Annotated in this window: 17 protein-coding genes and 1 tRNA gene; 12 read left to right on the plus strand and 6 right to left on the minus strand. The window is 65.3% G+C overall.

Annotated features, from left to right (window positions below):
- Positions 1-94 precede the first annotated feature (94 nt).
- Positions 95-892, minus strand: a complete 798-nt coding sequence (locus tag VHB27_RS02110) for an HpcH/HpaI aldolase family protein (RefSeq protein WP_325597234.1) — start codon at positions 890-892, stop codon at positions 95-97.
- Positions 893-2,188, minus strand: coding sequence for an MFS transporter (locus VHB27_RS02115; protein ID WP_325597236.1), 1,296 nt, complete (start codon positions 2,186-2,188; stop codon positions 893-895). It lies immediately after the preceding gene.
- Positions 2,189-2,280: 92 nt separating this feature from the next.
- On the opposite strand from VHB27_RS02115, the gene VHB27_RS02120 reads away from it, so the two are divergent.
- From VHB27_RS02120 to VHB27_RS02130, 3 genes are all read left to right on the plus strand, one after another.
- Positions 2,281-3,039: a 2-keto-4-pentenoate hydratase gene (locus VHB27_RS02120; protein ID WP_325597239.1), complete on the plus strand. Its 759-nt coding sequence runs from the start codon at positions 2,281-2,283 to the stop codon at positions 3,037-3,039.
- A 162-nt stretch (positions 3,040-3,201) separates the two neighbouring features.
- Positions 3,202-4,401: an alpha-hydroxy acid oxidase gene (locus tag VHB27_RS02125; protein WP_325597241.1), complete on the plus strand. Its 1,200-nt coding sequence runs from the start codon at positions 3,202-3,204 to the stop codon at positions 4,399-4,401.
- Positions 4,402-4,574: 173 nt separating this feature from the next.
- Entirely contained in the window at positions 4,575-5,357 is a 783-nt protein-coding gene (locus tag VHB27_RS02130) for a peptidyl-alpha-hydroxyglycine alpha-amidating lyase family protein (protein ID WP_325597243.1), read from the plus strand.
- A gap of 123 nt (positions 5,358-5,480) precedes the next feature.
- Here VHB27_RS02130 and hmpA read toward each other — a convergent pair whose 3' ends face one another.
- Positions 5,481-6,668, minus strand: coding sequence for an NO-inducible flavohemoprotein (gene hmpA, locus VHB27_RS02135; RefSeq protein ID WP_325597245.1), 1,188 nt, complete (start codon positions 6,666-6,668; stop codon positions 5,481-5,483).
- Positions 6,669-7,073: 405 nt separating this feature from the next.
- Between hmpA and VHB27_RS02140 the strand changes: the two genes are divergently transcribed.
- Positions 7,074-7,526, plus strand: a complete 453-nt coding sequence (locus VHB27_RS02140; protein WP_325597247.1) for an RrF2 family transcriptional regulator — start codon at positions 7,074-7,076, stop codon at positions 7,524-7,526.
- Positions 7,527-7,629: 103 nt separating this feature from the next.
- Here VHB27_RS02140 and VHB27_RS02145 read toward each other — a convergent pair whose 3' ends face one another.
- Both VHB27_RS02145 and VHB27_RS02150 read right to left on the minus strand, forming a co-directional pair.
- Entirely contained in the window at positions 7,630-8,958 is a 1,329-nt protein-coding gene (locus VHB27_RS02145) for a replication-associated recombination protein A (protein WP_408903958.1), read from the minus strand.
- A 476-nt stretch (positions 8,959-9,434) separates the two neighbouring features.
- On the minus strand, positions 9,435-11,894 hold the full coding sequence (locus VHB27_RS02150) for a GNAT family N-acetyltransferase (RefSeq protein ID WP_325597249.1): 2,460 nt from the start codon (positions 11,892-11,894) through the stop codon (positions 9,435-9,437).
- A gap of 118 nt (positions 11,895-12,012) precedes the next feature.
- Here VHB27_RS02150 and VHB27_RS02155 point away from each other — a divergent pair, with 118 nt between their 5' ends.
- Positions 12,013-12,966 carry an alpha/beta hydrolase gene (locus tag VHB27_RS02155; RefSeq protein ID WP_325597251.1) on the plus strand — a complete coding sequence of 318 codons (954 nt, stop codon included), beginning with the start codon at positions 12,013-12,015 and terminating at the stop codon, positions 12,964-12,966.
- Here the strand turns inward: VHB27_RS02155 and VHB27_RS02160 are convergent.
- Entirely contained in the window at positions 12,963-14,276 is a 1,314-nt protein-coding gene (locus VHB27_RS02160; protein ID WP_325597253.1) for an MFS transporter, read from the minus strand. The genes VHB27_RS02155 and VHB27_RS02160 overlap by 4 nt on opposite strands.
- Positions 14,277-14,405: 129 nt before the next feature.
- On the opposite strand from VHB27_RS02160, the gene rutA reads away from it, so the two are divergent.
- The 7 genes from rutA to VHB27_RS02195 all read left to right on the plus strand — a co-directional run bounded on the left by rutA (position 14,406) and on the right by VHB27_RS02195 (position 18,885).
- The gene (rutA, locus tag VHB27_RS02165) at positions 14,406-15,479 is read left to right on the plus strand and encodes a pyrimidine utilization protein A (protein WP_325597255.1); all 1,074 of its coding nucleotides are present in this window, start codon (positions 14,406-14,408) and stop codon (positions 15,477-15,479) included.
- Positions 15,480-15,481: 2 nt separating this feature from the next.
- Positions 15,482-16,156, plus strand: coding sequence for an isochorismatase family protein (locus VHB27_RS02170; RefSeq protein WP_325597257.1), 675 nt, complete (start codon positions 15,482-15,484; stop codon positions 16,154-16,156).
- A 52-nt stretch (positions 16,157-16,208) separates the two neighbouring features.
- On the plus strand, positions 16,209-17,444 hold the full coding sequence (locus VHB27_RS02175; protein WP_325597261.1) for an aromatic ring-hydroxylating oxygenase subunit alpha: 1,236 nt from the start codon (positions 16,209-16,211) through the stop codon (positions 17,442-17,444).
- A 3-nt stretch (positions 17,445-17,447) separates the two neighbouring features.
- On the plus strand, positions 17,448-17,900 hold the full coding sequence (locus VHB27_RS02180) for an aromatic-ring-hydroxylating dioxygenase subunit beta (RefSeq protein WP_325597263.1): 453 nt from the start codon (positions 17,448-17,450) through the stop codon (positions 17,898-17,900).
- Between the two features lie 87 nt (positions 17,901-17,987).
- On the plus strand, positions 17,988-18,356 hold the full coding sequence (locus VHB27_RS02185; RefSeq protein ID WP_325597265.1) for a type II toxin-antitoxin system RelE/ParE family toxin: 369 nt from the start codon (positions 17,988-17,990) through the stop codon (positions 18,354-18,356).
- Positions 18,349-18,693 (plus strand): XRE family transcriptional regulator, encoded by a 345-nt coding sequence (locus tag VHB27_RS02190; RefSeq protein WP_325597267.1) that lies wholly within the window; start codon positions 18,349-18,351, stop codon positions 18,691-18,693. Before VHB27_RS02185 ends, VHB27_RS02190 begins: the two co-directional genes overlap by 8 nt.
- A 118-nt stretch (positions 18,694-18,811) precedes the next feature.
- Positions 18,812-18,885 (plus strand) — tRNA-Gly (locus tag VHB27_RS02195).
- Positions 18,886-18,952 lie beyond the last annotated feature (67 nt).

The raw sequence follows: 18,952 nt of genomic DNA on the forward strand, positions 1-18,952 counted from the left end.
AGGACGAATTGGGTAGTGTCAACTCCCGTAAGGCTCTGACGAACAAGTGGCCCCCGTGTTTCCAGGCCGGTCCGCCTGGAGCGTGCCTGGTTGGCTAACCGGCTTCGCTGGCCAGGCGGCGAAGGTTTCCGGCCACCTTTGTCGCCGCGTTCAGCAGCATCGCCCCATCCGACTGGGTCGAAATGAAACGCACGCCCTGGCGCAGGAACACCTGCTGACGCATCGGGTCGTTGTCGCCGCCGACCCCGGCATATTTGCCGTGCGCCAACGCAGAGGCGGTGATGCGCGCGACGGCCTCCATCGCCTGGGGATCACCATAGGCGCCAGGCTTCCCCATGTCCGCGAGCATGTCGGTCAGACCCACATGGAGAACGTCGACGCCCTCGACGGCGGCGATCGCATCGATGTTGCCCAATCCCTCCAGACTCTCGATCATGCATACGACGAGGGTGTTGGTGTTCAGCAGCGCGATGGTTTCCTGCATCGGCACGGGTCGGTAGTTGAAGATCGGATAGCCGCTGGTGACCGAGCGCGTGCCGATCGGCGCGAACTTGCAGGCCTGCACCGCCGCCCGCGCGTCATCGGCCGTGTTGACATCCGGAGCGACGATGCCGGTGACACCGGCATCAAGCATGACCGGGATGTTCGGATCGCGACAGCTTCTGACCCGCACGAACGGCGCCACGCCGCAGCCCAGCGCCACCTGTGCGATGTGGCTGATCGTTTCCAGGGAATATATGGCATGTTGGACATCGAGGAACAGGAAGTCGTGTCCACTCGTCGCTGCAATGCGGGCGATATCGCCCGACCTTGCCATGCGCACGACCATCCCAAGAGCGAGTTCATCGGCTTCCAACCGCCGGCGGACGGGGTTGATGATGTCGGGAAGCATTTATGCGATCTCCGGCGCCGGTACGACCGGCGTTGACGCGGCCGTCTCCCCAATCGGCATCCGGGCGCCCAACAGGGCGACGAATGCGCCGGCAAGAGCGAGCACGCCGCAGACGATGAACGGGATGGTGAAGCTTCCAGTCCCGCTGACAAGATAGCCCGTGACGATCGGTGCGAGGATGCCGAAGCTGTTGCCTCCCAATGTCAGGAAGGCAAAGGCGCGGCCGGTATCGGCGGGCGTGCGCAGCAGGTCGTTCGTGAGCGCGAAGTTCCAGGATTGGGAGGCGCCGCTGAACGTCAGGGCGATCGTCAGCAACGCGACGATCGCCGCGGTCGATTCGACGAATGGCGTCGCCAGGACGCTGGCCGTCGCGAGGCTGCCAAATGCGACAGCGTAACGGCGGAGGCCATTGTGTTGCGCCTGCGGTGTCAGCAGACGATCGCTGACATGGCTCAGGGCGATGCAGAAGACGATCGCGAGGCCGTAGGGCAGGGCGGTGTAGATCCCGCTGCCCATGATGGTCATGCCCCGGGCCATCTGCATGTAGCTGGGCAACCATGTCAGAAAGAAATACGCCGTGTACGTCAGGCATCCCTGCGTCAGGAACAGTCCCCACATGGTCGGTGAGGACAGCAAACCACGGTAGCCGATCGAGCGCTCGTTCTCCGCCCGCGGCGCGTCCCGCTCGGCTAGGATCATCGTGCGTTCGTCCGGGCTGAGCCAGGACGTATCCTCGGGCCGGCGGAAGATCAGCAGCCAGGCGCATACCCACGCCAGTCCGATGAGGCCGGTGATCACGAAGGAAATGCGCCAGCCGAAATCCGATACCAGCCAGGCGACCAGTACCGCACCGGCCGACGGCCCTGCGAGCGATCCGCTGATCCAGATCGCTGAGGCCAGCCCACGTTCTTTCTTTGGTGCCCATTCCCGGATGACGCTGTTCGCGCCGGGATTGGTGAACGACTCGAAGACGCCCAGCCCTAGACGACTGACCAGCAACGGCATCAACGATCCTGCGAAGCCGCTGCCCATCTGGGCGACCGACCAAAGGCCCACGGCGAACGCGATCGCCTTGCGCGTACCCAGCCAGTCGGTGATCGCGCCGGCCGGAAGCAAGCACAGGATGTAGATCCACAGGAAGGACGAGAACAGGTAACCCAACGCCGTGGGTGAGAGAGACATCTCCCTGGCGATGGAACTGCCCGCCACGGACATGTTGATGCGGTCCAACATGCTGATGGCCAGGAGCGTGAACAGCAGGGCGTATATGAACCACCGCTTCGTATGAACCGTCATTGCCGTCCTCCCCGCCTCCTCGTGATAGCTTGCGGTGCCGATTTTTCAGATATAGTCATACGAAATGACGAAGCTGTCAAACGAGGTGCGCAATGAATCAGGACAGTGTGCAGGCGTTCGCGAGCGCTCGCAGTCGGCGTCCCGCATGGCCGGGTATTGCTGAGCCGCTTCGCCCGAAGACGATCGAAGAGGCCTACCGCCTGCAGGATGCGGCCCACCGAGTTGCCGGGGATGCCAGGGTGGGATGGAAAGTCGGTTCCACCTCCGCCGCGGGGCAGCGAGTCTGGGGACTGCATGAACCGGTCTATGCGGGCCTGTTCGCCGGAGACCGCTCCCTGTCGCTTGCCGAGGCGCTGGACCGGCCGCTCACGCGTCCGTCACTGGAATGCGAGATTGCGGTGGTTCTGGGACGTGATGTCGATGGCGCCGATCCGAACCTGTCGGCGGAGGCGGTGAAACAGGCCATTGGCGCCTGCCATATCGGTTGTGAAATCATTGACAACCGGTACGGCGAGCCGATGGCGTTCGGGGTTCCGACATTGATCGCCGACGACTTCTTCCAGGCGGGCTTCGTGATCGGGGCCGAGAACACAGTCTGGAAGATGCAGGACCTGCTGACCGCGGAGGGGTTCATCGATATCAACGGCGAACGCCGGACCGGCTCCGCTCGCGACATCTTGAGCGCGTTCGACTCGCTTGTCTGGTTGGCCAGGGCGCTGGCGCGAAGCGGTCAGTTGCTACGTGCGGGTGAGATCGTGCTAACGGGCACGCTCGTGCCGCCCGTGCCGGTCAATTTGCCGGCACGGACAGTGTCGATGGGAATCACCGGGTTCGCGACCCTGACCCTCTAGGGTGCGCAGGGCTGCCCCCGAGTCCCCTCGAGGCGATCCTTGACCGCTGGTTCAATCATATTACGATACGCCTAAGAACCACAATGTCCGGGAACGCCCATGCCGGCGGATATAGTCGACGCGAACCCAATCGCTGGGAGTGCGGAGCGAGTCTACTCCTCGGTGGCGCCGCAGCTCGCGGCGAACCTGCCGGCGTCGCTCGCCCGCATCTTTTCGCTGGAAGACCTGGAATCCCAAGCCCGGCGCCGCCTGCCAAGGCGGATATTCGGCTTTGTCGAGGGCGGGGTTGAAACCAATGCCGCACGCAACGCGAACCGTGCCGCCTTCGCGGCGTGGTGGTTTCGGCCACGGGTGCTGGTCAATACCGTGGACCGCGACCTGAGCACCAGGATGTTGAGCAAGACATGGTCCGCCCCGTTCGGCATAGCCCCGATGGGCGCCACCTCCCTGATGGCATTCGAATGCGAGCGGGTTCTGGCCGAGGCAGCGGGCGAGGCCAATATTCCATTCGTTCTCAGCGGCTCCTCTCTCATGCCGCTGGAGACCATCATCAAAGCCAATCCAAACGCATGGTTCCAGGCCTATATCCCGGGCGATCGGGCGCGGATCGGGCCCCTTGTGGATCGGGTGGCGAGCGCGGGCTACGGCACCCTGGTCGTCACCGTGGACGTGTCCGTGGCCGGCAATCGGGAAAACAACGCGCGCAACGGTTTTATGCTGCCGTTGCGGCCCAGCCTGAGCCTCGCCTGTGACGGCATCACCCATCCGCACTGGCTGTTCGCCAACCTGGCACGGACGCTGCTGACTCGTGGCATGCCCCATTTCGAGAATGTGGACGCGGTCCGCGGCGCCCCGTTGATCGCCGCCCAGGCCGAACGCAGTTTCGGCCGGCGCGACGCCCTGAGCTGGGAAGACATCGGTTGGATACGTGACCGCTGGCCTGGCACGCTGCTGCTGAAAGGTATCCTCGACCCCCAGGATGCTCTCAGGGCCGAAACGATCGGGGCCGACGGGATCATCGTTTCCAATCATGGCGGGCGGCAGCTCGATGGGGCGATGCCATCGCTTGCTGCCTTGCCCGACGTGGCCAGGTCCGTCGGCAATCTGACCGTCGCCATGGATAGCGGCGTACGGCGTGGCACAGATGTGCTGAAGGCGTTGGCACTGGGGGCCGCATTCGTGTTTGTCGGGCGGCCATTTCTTTATGCGGCGGCGGTCGCAGGCAAGGCAGGCGTGCGCCACGCGATCTCTCTCCTCTCCCTGGAGATCGACCGCAACATGGCAATGCTTGGTTGCACCGGAATCGACCAGGTGAGTCCGTCACTTCTGGTTCCCGCGCAGACGAATGGACTGAGTGCATGACAACGATAATGGGAACGGGCGACTTCAAGTTTCGGATGGAGCCTGACTGGGCGAAGCTCCCCGATGACTGGGACCTGAAAGATGTCGGTGGCGTCGCCGTCGACAGCCAGGACCGAGTCTTCGTGTTCAATCGCGGCGATCATCCGATGATCGTGTTCAGCCGGAATGGTTCCGTGCTGCAGGACTGGGGCAAGGAGCTCTTCAATCGGCCGCACGCCGTGCATTTAGCACCGGACGAAACGATCTGGTGCACGGATGAGGGCGATCATGTCGTCTATCGCTGCACGCTGGACGGCGCGCTTTTGTCCACGCTCGGTCAGAAAGGCGCCCCCGCGCCGGAATTCAGCGGGGAACCGTTCAATCGTCCGACCCAGACGGCGTTGACGCCGGACGGGGACATCCTCGTGGCGGACGGTTATGGCAACGCCAGGGTCCACAAATACGCGCCGGACGGTCGACGGCTGCTGTCATGGGGGGAGTTCGGAACCGATCCCGGGCAATTCAATGTCGTGCACAACATTGCCTGCGATGCGGACGGATTTGTCTATATCGCAGACCGGGAGAATTACCGGATTCAGGTGTTCGACACAGCGGGAAAGTTCGTGACGCAGTGGCACAATCTGTTCCGGCCGTGCGGGCTTTACATGCATGGAACACGTCAACCGATCTTCTTCGTCGGTGAACTGGGACCGTTTCTTGCGATCAACCGGCGATATCCGAACATCGGGCCACGCATCTCGATCCTGAACCATAAGGGCGAACTGCTGGGGCGATTGGGGGCGCCTCACGCGGGGACCGAGGACGGAACCTTTATCGCCCCGCACACGCTGGCGATCGACTCCCACGGTGACCTCTATGTCGGAGAGGTGTCCTATTCGGCGTGGGACCATGTTTTTCCCGGAGCACCGCGACCAAGGCGGATCCGGAGTCTGCAGAAACTCGCTCGCGTCAGTTGACGCAGGTCGTGGAGGGAACCCGCCATGCCGTGATCCGGCAGTGAGTCGGGTCCCTCTCCCCTGATGGTCGAGGGACCGGTGCGCCATCGAAGCACAGCAGCCGGTGCCTGGCTCCCGCCTCTCTTATGCCAGCGCCTCGGTGGGACCGAAGAACTCATGATGGACGCGGTCATCCGCCAGGCCCAGCGCGACGAGGCTGCGCCGCACGAAACCCATGAAGGGCTTCGGTCCCAGCACATAGGCGTCGGCCTCCGGCTGGGTCGGCACCCACGCTTTCAGTTGATCCATCGCCGGGCGGCCCAGCGCCGTGGGCCAGGCGCCGTTGCGCAACGCGCCCTGCTCGTAGGCGACATAGGCACGCAGCCGCGGGTACCGCCGCACCCAGCCGTCAATCGTGGCGCCGAACGCATGCACGCCGCTATTGCGGGCATAGTGGATGAAGACCACGTCGCGCCCGCCACCAGCCAAGGCCGCCTCGGCCATCGCGATGGTGGGGGTAATGCCGACCCCGCCGCTGATCAGCACCACCGGCCCCGTGCCGGATGACAGCGTAAACTCCCCGGCCGGTGGGAAAACGTCGAGCGTCGCGCCCTCATTAACGGAATCATGCAGGTAATTCGATACCAGGCCGTGAGGCTCCCGCTTCACGCTGATGCGGTAATCACGGCCGTTGGCGACCTGCGAGAGCGAATAGTTGCGCCGCACCTCCTGCCCGTCGATGACCAGACGGAGACCCAGATATTGTCCCGGCTGATAGGCCACCACCGCCTGATCATCGGCTGGCTCCAGGTAGAACGATGTGATTTCCGCGCTTTCCGCAACCTTGCGGGCGACGCGGAAAGGGCGGGCGCCGCGCCACCCGCCAGGGGCAGCCGCGAGTTGATCGTAAACCTTGGCTTCGGCGCCGATGAGGATGTCGGCCAATTGGCCGTAGGCAGCCGCCCAGGCGTCTATGACGGCGTCCGTCGCGACTTCCGCGCCCAGCACTTCGCGGATGGCGCGCAGCAAGCAACTGCCGACGATGGGGTAATGCTCGGGCTGGACCTGCAGCGCCACATGCTTGTTGATGATCTGCGCCGGCAGGGCGCCCAGCGCGCCAAGGTTGTCGATATGGCGGGCATACATCAGGACGCTGTTGGCCAACGCACGAGGCTGTGCGCCGCTTGCCTGGTGAGCCTGGTTGAATAGCGGCCGAACCTCGGCATGCTCGCCGAGCATGATCTTATAGAAATGGGTGGTCAGCGCCTCGCCACCGGTTTCCAGAATGGGAACGGTGGCCTTGATGATCGCGGTCTGTTCGGAGGTCAGCATGACATATGAGCCTTTGCACTGTTGGCGTGAAGGACAGGGGCAGCGGCGAGACGTCGGCTCCACGAACGAGGCGGCATGAAGGTTTCCCGGCCAACAGTAGCAATGGCTCGTTGCCGTCGAAAGACTGCCATGATGAGGATGCCGGGCTGCTCGGGTGAAGTGGCCGATCGGGTCGCCGACCGTACGGACGTTCGGTGTCGTTCAGACGCGCTGTTGGATTGTTTTTGGGGACTGCGGATTCCGACGATCCGGCGGGAAGACCAAGGCGCAGGCATTCCTTTGGAAACCTGTCCTACTCAAGATCGTGTCGCTTTGCATGGGCCTTGATCTCTAAATATGCATCTGAGATGCTCTATATCATGCCGACGAAAACATGCAATGGGAATGCATCTATATGGCCTACCCATGAGACTGACCCGCTACACCGACTACGCCATCCGTACGGCCCTGTACCTGGCCAGCCACCCGGAGCGCCTATGTTCTATCGGTGAGATCGCCAGAGCTTATGACATTTCGCAAAACCACCTGATGAAAGTGGTCAGCGACCTGGCGGCGGCCGGCTATGTGCAGTCCCTGCGGGGACGGGGCGGTGGGATCCGGCTCGCGCTCGACCCGGCGGAAATCAACCTTGGGGCCCTCATCCGTCACACGGAAGGCAACCTCGATCTGGTGGGCTGTGCAACCTGCGCCATGGCGCCGGCCTGCGGCATGACGTCGATATTCCACAAGGCGCTGGCGGCTTTTCTGGCGGTGTTGGACGGTTACACCCTGGCCGACGTCACGACCCCGGCCGACGTCACCAGATTGCAAATGATATTTGAGGCCCTCACGCCCAGGCAGAACATTCCGGTATCTTGAAACGACCGATGCACACACATCCAGATTCGACCGTAGCACGAGAGTAGGCGAGGGTAGTTGGTGGTCCGCCGCCCATCTCCAACTCTTCCGTCAACAGAACGCTTCAGCCGCCTGATCGTTTCGTCCGTAGTTCCGCCCAATACTCCAACCGCTTGCTGATCTCGCGTTCAAAGCCCCGATTGCGCGGCTGGTAGAATTCCACCCGCTCCATCCCCTCAGGGAAGTAGTTCTGACCGGAGAATGCATCCTCCGCCCCGTGGTCATATTCGTACCCTGCCCCGTATCCCAGTTGCTTCATCAGCTTGGTGGGCGCGTTCAGGATATGCGCCGGCGGCATCAGGCTCCCTGTCGACTTCGCCGCTGCGCGGGCCGCGCTCAGCGCGGTGTAGACGGCGTTGGATTTGGGCGCCGTGCCCAGGTAGACGACGACCTGTGCCAGGGCCAGTTCACCCTCGGGGGAGCCCAGCCGCTCGTATGTCTCCCAGCCGGCCAGGGCTTGCGGCAGGGCGCTGGGGTCGGCCATGCCGATATCCTCGGCGGCGAAGCGAACCAGGCGGCGGGCGATATACCGCGGATCTTCCCCACCGTTCAGCATCCGTGCGAACCAGTACAGCGCGGCGTCGGGATCCGATCCCCGCAGCGACTTATGCAGTGCGGAGATCAGGTTGTAATGTTCTTCCCGGTCCTTGTCGTATAGCGCCGCCCGTTTTGACAGCAGGTCGGACAGTTCCGCCGCGTCCAGGATAGGACTGTCAGGCGGCAGCGCGGCCACCTGCTCAATCATATTGAGGAAGTATCGTCCGTCACCATCGGCCATCGCCCGCAACACGGCCTTGGCATCCTGCGTCAGCGGCAGCGTTCGGCCGAGTTCGAGCTCCGCGCGCGCCAGCAGGCGATCGAGCGCGGCGTCGTCTAGGCGCTTCAGCACCATCACCTGGCATCGCGACAGCAGCGCGCCATTCAGTGCGAAGGATGGGTTCTCGGTCGTCGCGCCGATCAGCGTGACCGTGCCGTTCTCCACCACCGGCAGGAACCCGTCCTGTTGCGCGCGGTTGAAGCGATGGATCTCATCGACGAACAACAGCGTCCCCTGTCCGGCCCGGCGTCGCTTGCCGGCGTCATCGAACGCGCGTTTCAGGTCGGCGACGCCCGAGAACACGGCCGAGAGCTGCACGAAGGCCAGATGTGCCTCCCCGGCCAGCAGCCGGGCGATCGTCGTCTTGCCGACGCCCGGCGGTCCCCACAGGATCAGCGACGCCAGCGAACCCCGAGCGAGCATGCGCGTCAGCGTGCCGTCCGGACCCAGCAGATGGTCCTGTCCGACGACATCGGCCAGCGTCGCGGGGCGCAGCCGATCCGCCAGCGGACGGCCAGAGGCGGGCTCCGCCGCCGGCACGGGCTCCTCGGCAAAAAGGTCATCCGATGCCGTCACGCGGCTCGTCCTTCAGTCCTGCGCAGCTGTCCGGAGTCGTGAACCATGATGCGCGGGAAAATAGCGGAAGAGCCGGACCTCGTCCAAGGCGGCGTCCGACATGCGGACCGGGGGGAACGGCCCCGTGCCACGGAACTTTTTTTCCGCGGCGCAGGCACCAGGGGATTCAAGGGGTAGGCCTGGGCCCCAGCATGGTTGCGGCGATCGCCCGGCTGCACGGCGGTGAACTCAGGCTCGAGGACAACGAGCCGGGGCTGCGCGCCGCGCTGGTCCTGTCGGCAGTGGTCCGGGAAGACGCGGTCTGACAGGCCGTCAGCGTGTCCAATGGCCCGGGATCCACCAGCCATGTCAGTTATAGTGGCCAGGGACCCAGTGAAGCGGCGGGGCATAATAATATGCTGGCGGGACCGTAGTAATAGCTGGGCTCCGGGGCGGCCCATCAAGCACGCGCTGGCACCTCGGGCGGGCGCCTCGGATCACAGCGCCAGCACCGCCTCCATCACCTCCGGGTCGTCCGGCATGCGGTGAACCTCAAAGCCCAGGTGGCGGACGAAGGCCAGCATGGGTGCGTTGTCGGACAGGATCTGGCCGACCACCCGCTTCAGGCCCTGTGTCCGCGCCCAGTCGATCAACCGGCACATGAGATGCGAAGCCAAGCCCCGCCCTTTCATGTCGGCCTGTACGATGACGGCGAATTCCCCACCCTCATGATCGACCTCGCAGGTCAGCCTGGCGACGCCGATCGTTTCGTTGGTGCCGTCCTTGACGGCAATGAAGGCCATTTCGCGGTCATAATCCACCTGTGTCAGGCGCGCCGTCAGTTCGGGGGAAAGTTCGCGCATCGCGCTGAAGAAACGAAAGCGGATGTCCTCGGGCGAAAGACGGCCGAAGAAGGCGGTGTGTGCCAGCGCGTCCTCCGGCCGGACGGGGCGGATGGTGACGGGGTCGTCACCCACCATGCGGTGCTCGATCAGGTTGGCGGGGTAGGGGGCGATCGCAAGGCTCACCGGCGGCTCCTCTGGCGCGCGCAAGCGCAGCCAGGCGTCGACGGCCAACACGCCACGGGAGTCGGCGAACAGCGCGGGGATATATAGCTCGGCGATCTCGGGGAAGTCGACAATCAATTGGCTGACCCGGACCAGCGTCTCGGAGACGGCGGTCTCGTTCGCGGCGGTCTGGTCGCGCAGGCTCCTGCTCAGGGCCGAACCCGCTCGGCATCGATGGATCAGTCCGCGCGCGAGGGCCAGGTTCAGCGGCGGCAGATCAATTGCCGTGTCGCCGGTGTGGGCCATGGTGCCACCGGGACCGAAGGCGATCACCGGGCCGAAGGTGGGGTCGGAGAAGACGCGGATAGCCAGTTCCCGGCCGCGTCCCGCCTGACGCTGCACCAGCAGGGCCTCGTCCTCCAGCCGGCGGCGGGCACGGGCGGCCAGCAACCTGGCGGCGGCAACGACACCCTCTGGTTCATGCAGGTCGAACACCACGCCGCCGGCCCGGCGTTCCGGCGGCGGCAGGCTGCTCCGCTGCTTGACCACAGCGGGGTAGCCCAACAGCGCCGCTGCCGATGCGGCGTCGTCCGGCCCCGTGACGACACGGGTCGGGACGCTGGGGATGCCATAGGCCGCCAGCACGTCGAGCGCCTGGTCCTGCGTCAGCACGCGGGCGCTCCCGGCGAAGAGCCGCTTCACCCAGGCCTTGTCGGGCGCCAGGGTCAGCACGTCGCGGGGCGGCAGCTCCCGAGCGGCTTCCCGGTTGCGGCGGTCACGCGCGAGATGGGCGAAGCCGCGCACCGCTTGATCGGGCGTGGCGAAGACCGGCAGACCGGCCTGGGCCAGAGTGCGGCGATGGATCGCGCCGACGGTCTCGCCCAGCGCGCAGATCAGGATCGGGGTACGCAGGCCCGGCGGCGGGTGGCACAGGCCCTCGATCGCCTTGGCGTCGGCGGCGCCGATCGGGGCATGCACTACAAGGATGCCGCCGGTATCGGGCTGCGCCGCTGCCGCGAAGGCGGCTTGCGACAGGGTTTCGGTGGGGACCGGCGACAGGCCCTCGGGCAGCAGGCGCAGCCCTTCCCGCATTGCGCTGTCGGCGGCGAGGCGGCCGGGGCCGATTGCGTTGGTGACGATGGCCAGCGTATCGCCACGGACCGGCTTGGCGCGCGACAGGGTCTCGGCGGCGGCCAGCAGGTCCTCCAGGCGTTCGACATACAGGACGCCGGCGCGGCGCAGCGCCGCCTCGAACGCCAGGTCCCCGACACCGTCCCCGTCCTCCAGCCGCAGGCCGGGGCGGATCGCTACCACCGGCCGCAGCCGCGCCGCCGCCCTGGCCGCCGACAGGAATTGTCGATGGTTCTTGAGCCGCCTGATGTCGAGCAGGATCGCCCCGGTCCGCGTATCCCGCGACAGCCAGTCGAGCGCCAGGGAGAAACCGATCCCGGCATTGGCGCCCACGCCCACGATATAGCTGAACCCCACGCCATTGGGCCCTGCCCAGTCGATCACCGCCCTGGTCATCGCCGAGGACTGGGAGATCACCGCCAACCGCCCCGGCGGCGGCTGAATGTGCGAGCGCGTCGCGTTGAGCGACAAAGATGGGATCGCCAGGCCGAAACTATGCGGACCCAGGGCGCGCACGCCGGTCCGTGCGCAATGCGCCGCGAGGTCGTCGCACGGGCCGGGGACGATCGCGGCGAAGCAGTCGAACCGCGTCATCTCTTCCATCGCCGGCCCGATCCGGTCGGATGGCAAGGCGAGCACCGCCAGATGGGTCCCCGGTTCCAGGCGCGTCCGCATCTGGCCCTTGAACCCGGCAAGCGTCAGGTTTCCCATGATCTGGGCGCCTTCCTCGGTCTCAAGGCCGAGCAGGGCCACCGACTCGGGATGGAACAGCCGAACCGCATCGAAGCGGCCCTTGGAGCTTAGGCGAGGGACTGTCATCGGCACAGACCTATGTTGCAATGCAGCATAACGCCGACCCGGGCCGCGGCGCACGTTGCAATCCCGCGGCGTCTGCCGTTGCATGGCAGCCGGACGCATTCGCGAGGAGGAAGATAGCATGGCGGACCGGTCGCATTGGGATCCGGAGATGGCCGCGTTCACCGACATGATGGACAAGGAGGCGGCGAAATACCCGCCCGTCCGCGCTGCCTTTCCGTTCGAGCCGAACAGGCGCGTCAACGATATCCTGGGCATGGTCACTGCCCACGGCGGGCCGGAGATGGCGGAGCGGGTGGACCGGTTCGTCGATGCGCGGGGGCGCCGGGTTTTCTGTCGGGTGTTCCGGCCGGTAACGGACCGTGTTCTGCCGACGCTGGTATATTTCCACGGTGGCGGCTGGGTGTGGGCGAATGTCGACACGCATGACCGGATGGTGCGGGAATATGCCGCGGCGGGCGAGGTCTCGGTCGTCAGCGTCGATTATGCCCTGTCGCCCGAGGCGAAGTTTCCCACGGCGTTGGAAGAATGCGCCGCTGTCGTGCGCTTCGTCGCCGAACACGGGGCGCATTGGGGGTTGGACCCGACGCGCATCCTGGTCGGCGGCGATTCGGCCGGCGGCAACCTGGCGCTGGCGACGGCGCTGCTGCTGCGCGACGCCGGAGGGCCCGCGCTGGCGGGGATCCTGGCGAACTACCCCGTCGCGGATTCCCGGTTCGATACGCCCAGCTATCGTGAGTTCGGGGCCGGCGGGTACGGGCTGAACCTGGAGCGGATGTCGTTCTACTGGGACGTTTACGTGCCGCATGCCATCGACCGCCTGCACCCCCTGGCCGCGCCCCTCCGTGCCGACCTGACCGGCCTGCCGCCGGTGATGGTGCTGCTGGCGGAGCTGGACGTGTTGCGCTCGGAAGGTGAGGCGCTGGTCGAGAAGCTGCGCAACCAGGGCGTCCCCGTGGAGACTCACACGTTCCCGGGCGTCGTCCACGGGTTCCTGCGCGCGACGGCCACCGTGAGCAAGGCGCGGGAGGCCGTCGCGATGGCCGGAACGTGGATGAAGCAGGTCGCCGGCTAGGCGATCTCCGGCTTCAACCCGTCGGCGTCATATTCCAGCTCGGTCCCGCTGATCGGGCGGACGACGCCGAACAGGTAGATCAGCCCGCCCAGCGCCGCGACGCCGGCGCCGATGAACAGCGCGCCCTCGAAGGAGCCGGTCATGTCCACCACCATGCCCGTCACCACCGGCGAGCACGCGCCGCCCAGGTAGCCGCCACAGTTCTGGATGCTGCCCAAGGAGGCGACATAGTTCGGCGGCGCCGCGACGGTGACGAGGCCCCAGATCGTCGCGCTGGCGCAATTGCTGAACAGCACCGCGATCGATACCAGTGCGATGGTGAGCGGCGCGGACTGCGCATAGGCGGCGCAGACGGTCAGCGCTGCCGTGCCGGCCAGGCCGACGATGATCGGAATCTTCCGGCTGTTGATCGGCGTGACGCCCGCCGCCGCCAGCCTGTCCGACACCCAGCCGCCGGCCAGTGCCCCCACGACGCCGCAGAGTGGCGGGATCGAGGCATAGATGCCGGTTTTCGCCACGCTGACATGGTGCTGCATCTCCAGGAATCCCGGCAGCCAGGCATAATAGACCCAGAACAGGTAGCCGGAGCCGAAATTGCCGATCAGCATCGCCCAGGTCGTCCGGCACCGGAACAGCCTGCCCCATTGCGGCAGCGTCACCTTGGACGTGCTGGGCGTATCGCCGGAGCGGATATAGGCCACGTCCTGGGGCGGGGCATGGTGTTCGGGGTCCCTGTAGAACAGGAACCAGACCAGGGCGCCGACCAGGCCGACGACGCCCATGGTGATGAACATGGCACGCCAGCCGAACGCCAGCATCAGCGCCGTCAGGATCGGCGGCGCCAGCGCGGTGCCGAGACTGGGTCCCACCGATGTCGCCGCGGCCATCGGTACCCCGCGCCGGCTGATATGAAACCAGTTGCCGACGACGCGGGCGGCGGTGGGGAATTGCGGCGACTCGCCCAGGCCCAGGACGATCCGTGCCCAATAGAACTGGGTGAAACTGGTGACGAAGCCAGCCGCCATCTGTGCCAGCGACCAGATGCCGAGGCCAACGCCGAGCAGGATGCGCGGACCGATCCGGTCGACCGAAACGCCGGCGGGAAGCTGGGCGAAGGCATAGCTGAGCAGGAACGCGGACAGTAGCACGCCCATCTGCGTGGCGTTGAGCCCCATTTCCTGGCGGACCTCGATATTCGCGATCGAGAGGGCGGCGCGGTCGAGGTAGTTGATGACAGCGCTGCCGATCAACATCGTCATTGCGAGGATCTGCATCGTTCGCGTGACGGCTGAAAGTCGGGCAGTTTTCATAGAGCCTTATCCTTGGACGATTTTGTTATGAGGCGATGAGGCGCCTGTTGGATGGAGGCGTCAATGTTCTGGGCTGTTGGTGCGACACTTGCATCTACGCACAGGTCCGTGACGTGGTGGAAGCAGCGTATGGTCAAGCTTGGCGTTTTCATTCCCATCGGCAGCCGCGGCTGGCTGATCTCGACCACGTCGCCGAAGACGACGCCGAGCTTCGACCTGAACCGCACGGTTGTGCAGCAGGCGGAGCATTATGGCTTCGACTTTGCCCTCTCGATGATCAAGCTGCGCGGCTTTGGCGGGCCGAGCGGGTATTGGGACGAGAATCTGGAGTCGTTCACGCTGATGGCCGGGCTGGCCAGCGTGACGCGGCGGATCAAGCTGTTCGCCTCGGTCGCGGTGCTGACGGTGCCGCCGGCGTTCGCGGCGCGCATGGCGGTGACGATCGACAGCATCGCGCCGGGGCGGTTCGGGATGAACATCGTCTCCGGCTGGCAGCCGACCGAATACAAGCAGATGGGCATCTGGCCAGGCGAGCGTCATTTCGCCAAACGGTACGAATACTGTTCCGAATACGTCACTATCATGAAGGAACTGTGGGAGACGGGACGGTCCGACTTCAAGGGCGAATTCTTCCAGATGGACGACTGCCGCCTGGCGCCGCGTCCGTCCGCTCGGATCGAGATCGTCGGCGCGGCGCAGAGCGATCGCGGCATGCGCTTTGTCGCCGAACATGGCGATTACTGCTTCTGCGGCGGCGGTGGGCTGAACCAGCCGGAGACGTCCGCGCATGTCGCCGGTCGGTTGGCGAAGATCGCCGAACCGGCCGGGCGTGATGTCGGCGCGCTGATCCTGCTGATGATCATTGCCGATGAAACCGATGAGCTGGCGATGGCGAAGTGGAACCGCTACAAGGCCGGCACGGACCTGGAGGCGCTGGAATGGCAGCGCACCCAGGCCTCGGCCGACACGCAGGCGTCGAAGGAGTCCACGGTCGGGCAGATGATCGAGCGGCAGAAGGCCGAACCGATCCCCACCGGCATGCTGAAGCTGATCGGGTCCTATGCGACGGTGGCGCGGATGATGGACCAGGTGGCCGCGACGCCGGGGGTGAAGGGCATCCTGATGACGTTCGACGACTTCGTCATCGGGATGGAGCAGTTCGGGCAGTATATCCAGCCCCTGATGAAAAGCCGGATGGCCTGACCATGGAACTGTCCGACAAATCCGCGAGGGTCCTGTATCAGGAGCTGAAGGCGAGCCCGGGACGGCGGCGTTTCGGGTTCGGGTCCAGGCCGGCCTTGGTCAATGTGGACCTGCAGAAGGCCTATACGCTGCCGGGCGAGTACGTCACAGCGTATGAGACCGATCCGCGGCAGCTTGAGTATGTGAACGCGCTGGCGGCGGCGTGCCGGGGGCTGGGTGCGCCGGTGGTGTGGACGCATGTCGCCTATATGGCGTCGGGGGAGGATTGCGGGGTCTGGGGGACCCGGTCCGATACGCCGGACTCGCTGCAGAACGTGAAGGTGGGGTCCCGCCGGGCGGAGTTCGATGACCGGCTGGCGATCGACCGGGAGCGGGATGTGATCATCAACAAGCGGATGGCGTCCGCGTTCCACGAGACGCATCTGGCGTCGCTGCTGACCTGGCACAAGGTGGACACGGTGATCGTGACCGGCGGGTCGACGTCGGGGTGCGTGCGGGCGACTGTCGTCGACAGCCTGTCCCATGGGTATCGGACGATCGTGCCGGAGGAATGCGTGGCAGACCGGCATGAGGGGCCGCATTTCGCGAACCTGTACGATATGGCGGTGAAGTATGCGGATGTGCTGCCGGTGGCGGAGGTCATCGCGGCGCTGCGCGGCATGCACAACATGAGATAGCCAGCCGCGCCAACCCGGCGTAGCCTCCCTGCAAAATAACAGGGAGGATCGCATGGACCAGTCCATCCGCGAGGCATCGGTTGGCGCCTGGCCGCCCGGCCTGACCAGAGTCCCCTATTGGGTCTACCGTGACCCGGACACCGCCCGCGACGAGCAGAGCCGCATCTTCGAAGGCCCTGCCTGGCACTATCTGTGCCTGGAGATCGACCTCCCCGGCTCCGGCGGCTACCGCACCACCATGATGGGCGCCATGCCGGTCGTCGTCGCTCGGGCCGAGGACGGCAGCGTCGTCGCCTTCGAGAACCGCTGCGCGCATCGAGGCTCCTTGATCTGCCTGGACGATGGCGGGACGGTGAAGGACTTCCAGTGCGTCTACCACGCCTGGCGCTACGATCTGTGCGGTAACCTGACCTCCATCGCCTTCCGGCGCGGCGTCAACGGCAAGGGCGGCATGCCTGACGACTTCGACATGACGCAGCACGGCCCGCGCAAGCTGCGCACCGCGGTGATCTGCGGGCTGGTGTTCGGCACGCTGTCGGACGATGCGCCGCCGATCGAGGACTATATCGGCCCCGACGTGATGATTCGGCTGCGCCGCGTGCTGCACAAGAAGGTCGAGGTCCTGGGCCGCTTCACCCAGCAACTGCCGTGCAACTGGAAGCTCTATCTGGAGAATGTGCGCGACACCTACCACGCCAGCCTGCTGCACACGTTCTTCACCACGTTCCGCATCACCCGCCTGAGCCAGGGCGGCGGGGTGATGGTGGCACCGAGCGGCGTGGCGCATGCTTCGACGACGCTCGCGCCAGCGGCAGGGCCGGATGACTCCTATGCCGGGATGCGGTCGGACAACCAGGACCTGAAGCTGCACGACACCTCCCTGCTGACCGCGGCGGATGAGTTCGGTGACGGCATCCAGGTGCAGATCCTGTCGGTGTTCCCCGGTTTCATTCTGCAGCAGCTCCGCAACGCCATCGCCGTCCGCCAGATCGTGCCGCTGGGCGTCGACAGCATGGATCTGCACTGGACCTATCTGGGGTTCGAGGACGACATGCCGGAGATGCGGGCGATGCGGCTGAAACAGGCCAATCTGGCGGGGCCGGCGGGGTTCGTCTCGATGGAGGACGGTGCTGTCGGCGGCTTCGTCCAACGTGGCATCGGCGCCGCCGGGGGGTTTGAGTCCGTGGTGGAGATGGGCGGTTCGGATGCCGGGTCAGCCGACAACCGGACGACCGAGGCCTCCGTGCGCGGGTTCTGGAAGGCGTGGCGAAGCTGGATGGGGGTCTGAGCCATGCTGCTGGAGATTGCCGCGCTGAACGGCGCCTGCGCCCGTGCCCTGGACAGCGACCGGCTGGAGGACTGGCCGGGGTTCTTCACCGAACGCTGCCTGTATGTCGTCACCACCGCCGACAATGTGGCTGCCGGGTACAAGGCGGGGCTGATCTATGCGGACTCGCAGGCGATGCTGGTGGATCGCGTGGCGGCGCTGCGGGAGGCGAATATCTATGAACGCCAGCGGTACCGGCATCTGCTCGGGCTGCCGGTGGTTCTGGGGGAGGCGGATGGGGTGGTGACGGTGGAGACGTCGTTTGCGGTGATCCGGACGATGCGGGATGGGCATATGATGGTGTTTGCCGCGGGGGCTTATCAGGACAAGGTGGTCCGGGGGGAGTGGCGGTATACCGAGCGGCTGGTGGTTTGTGATAGCCAGCGGGTGGATACGCTGCTGGCGATCCCGCTTTAGGGGGCGCGCGAGGGCGGGGCCTGATAGCAGGCATTTCCGCCACGACGGTGGCTTGACGATATTCCTTCGAAGGAATATATTGGCCGGGTGAACTGGCAGGTCGAATACACCGACGAATTCGGCGCCTGGTGGGATGGCCTGACCGAGGATGAGAAAATCCGGGTGACGGCGTCGGTCGGGCTTCTCGAACGTCGCGGTCCCAATCTGCCATTTCCGCACTCCAGCGGCATCAGCCGATCGCGCCATGGCCATATGCGGGAGCTGCGGGTTCAGGTCGGTGGGCGGCCTATTCGGATTTTCTATGCGTTCGATCCTCGGCGGGTCGCGATTCTGCTGATTGGCGGGGACAAGACGGGGGATAGCCAGTTCTATGAACGCTTCGTCCCGCTGGCTGACAGGCTTTACGATGAACATTTGGCCGAAATCGGCCGGTTAGGAGACAGTGACGATGGGTAGTCACGCTTTCGCTCGGCTTCGGGAAAGCCTGTCGCCGGAGGCTCAGGCCGAGGCTGTGGCTTTGACCGACCAGATGGACCGGGAACTCTCGCTGGCGGAGCTGCGCAAGGCGCGGTCGCTGACGCAGGACCAACTCGCTGCCGACCTGCATGTGGGGCAGGCGTCGATCGCCAAGCTGGAGCGGCGGACGGATATGTATCTGTCGACGCTGCGCCGGTTCGTGGAGGCGATGGGCGGGGAGTTGGAGATTGTGGCGCGGTTTCCGGATCAGCCGTTGGTCCGGCTGCGGGGGTTGGGGGAGTTGGCGGAGGAGGAGGTTGCGGAGGCAGGTGAGTGATCGACCTTGGGGCGGGCCAGCGGGGAATTGCTGGGGCATCAGTGGTTTATTGTTGGAATTGGCTCGGTTAGTTATAGGCGTTGTGTCCGCGCGAGCTTGCCGGTATGACAGGGGCGTTGCGGGTGTAGCTCAATGGTAGAGTCCCAGCCTTCCAAGCTGGCTGTGCGGGTTCGATTCCCGTCACCCGCTCCACCATTTCCCTGGTCTTTATCAGCACCTCTATTGGCAGTCAAAAATGTTAAAAATAGCAACCAACAAC

Source organism: Rhodopila sp. (genome assembly GCF_035548235.1).
Classification (GTDB): domain Bacteria; phylum Pseudomonadota; class Alphaproteobacteria; order Acetobacterales; family Acetobacteraceae; genus Rhodopila.

Coding starts and splice junctions, on each gene's coding strand:
- VHB27_RS02190 (WP_325597267.1), top strand. CDS start 18,349: ATGGGTAGTCACGCTTTCGCTCGGCTTCGGGAAAGCCTGTCGCCGGAG.
- hmpA (WP_325597245.1), bottom strand. CDS start 6,668: ATGCTGACCTCCGAACAGACCGCGATCATCAAGGCCACCGTTCCCATT.
- VHB27_RS02150 (WP_325597249.1), bottom strand. CDS start 11,894: ATGACAGTCCCTCGCCTAAGCTCCAAGGGCCGCTTCGATGCGGTTCGG.
- VHB27_RS02160 (WP_325597253.1), bottom strand. CDS start 14,276: ATGAAAACTGCCCGACTTTCAGCCGTCACGCGAACGATGCAGATCCTC.
- VHB27_RS02180 (WP_325597263.1), top strand. CDS start 17,448: ATGCTGCTGGAGATTGCCGCGCTGAACGGCGCCTGCGCCCGTGCCCTG.
- VHB27_RS02155 (WP_325597251.1), top strand. CDS start 12,013: ATGGCGGACCGGTCGCATTGGGATCCGGAGATGGCCGCGTTCACCGAC.
- VHB27_RS02110 (WP_325597234.1), bottom strand. CDS start 892: ATGCTTCCCGACATCATCAACCCCGTCCGCCGGCGGTTGGAAGCCGAT.
- rutA (WP_325597255.1), top strand. CDS start 14,406: ATGGTCAAGCTTGGCGTTTTCATTCCCATCGGCAGCCGCGGCTGGCTG.
- VHB27_RS02140 (WP_325597247.1), top strand. CDS start 7,074: ATGAGACTGACCCGCTACACCGACTACGCCATCCGTACGGCCCTGTAC.
- VHB27_RS02120 (WP_325597239.1), top strand. CDS start 2,281: ATGAATCAGGACAGTGTGCAGGCGTTCGCGAGCGCTCGCAGTCGGCGT.
- VHB27_RS02170 (WP_325597257.1), top strand. CDS start 15,482: ATGGAACTGTCCGACAAATCCGCGAGGGTCCTGTATCAGGAGCTGAAG.
- VHB27_RS02115 (WP_325597236.1), bottom strand. CDS start 2,188: ATGACGGTTCATACGAAGCGGTGGTTCATATACGCCCTGCTGTTCACG.
- VHB27_RS02175 (WP_325597261.1), top strand. CDS start 16,209: ATGGACCAGTCCATCCGCGAGGCATCGGTTGGCGCCTGGCCGCCCGGC.